This is a genomic window from Mesorhizobium tamadayense (genome assembly GCF_003863365.1).
Taxonomy (GTDB): domain Bacteria; phylum Pseudomonadota; class Alphaproteobacteria; order Rhizobiales; family Rhizobiaceae; genus Mesorhizobium; species Mesorhizobium tamadayense.
In genome coordinates, this window is the sequence record NZ_RQXT01000179.1 from 1 (window position 1) to 966 (window position 966).

The following is a 966-nucleotide window of genomic DNA, read 5'->3' on the forward strand; positions in this document are numbered from 1 at the left end:
ACCTCGCCTATCTCGACTGCATCGAGGGCGGCAAGCCAATAAGTCAGGTGCGCGGCGAGATCGCCGGCGCTGTCGACATCTGGCGCTATGCCGCTGCGCTTGCCCGCGACCTGCACGGCGAGAGCTACAATTCGCTTGGGCAGAACACACTAGGTGTCGTCCTGCGCGAGGGGATCGGCGTCGTCTCCATCATAACGCCGTGGAACTTTCCATTCCTGATCCTAAGCCAGAAACTGCCCTTTGCGCTCGCCGCCGGCTGTACATGCGTCGTTAAGCCCTCAGAGCTGACATCGGGTTCGACGCTCGTTCTCGGCGAGATCCTTGAGGAAGCGGGCGTTCCGGACAGCGTCGTGAACATCGTCACCGGCACGGGTCCCGAAGTCGGCGCGATCATGACGTCCCATCCTGCGGTCGACATGGTTTCGTTCACCGGCTCGACCGGCGTCGGAAAGCTCACCATGACGAATGCGGCGCAGACCCTCAAAAAGGTTTCATTGGAACTCGGCGGCAAGAATCCGCAGATCGTATTCCCGGATGCGGACCTCGACTCCTTCATCGACGCCGCCGTCTTCGGCGCTTATTTCAATGCGGGCGAATGCTGCAACGCCGGCTCGCGGCTAATCCTCCATAAGAGCATCGCGTCGGATGTGGTCAAGCGTGTTGCGGAGCTTGCGAAATACGTGAAGGTTGGCGATCCGCTGGACCCAGCGACGCAGGTCGGCGCGATCATTACGCCTCAGCATTTGGAGAAGATCGCGGGCTACGTCGCCAGTGCAAAGAATAGCGGCGCGAAGGTTGTTCACGGGGGCGACCAACTCGACCTCGGGATGGGGCATTTTATGTCGCCGACAATCCTCGAGGCGGTCATGCCGGACATGGAAATCGCACGTGAGGAGGTCTTCGGCCCCGTACTTTCAGTTCTGACCTTTGAAACGGCGGCGGAAGCCGTCGAGATCGCCAATTCCA

At 60.5% G+C, this 966-nt stretch carries 1 protein-coding gene; it reads left to right on the plus strand.

Annotated elements, in window-relative coordinates:
• Positions 1-966, plus strand: a 966-nt coding sequence (locus EH240_RS37105; protein WP_125007261.1) for an aldehyde dehydrogenase family protein, incomplete at both ends; no start/stop codon positions are given.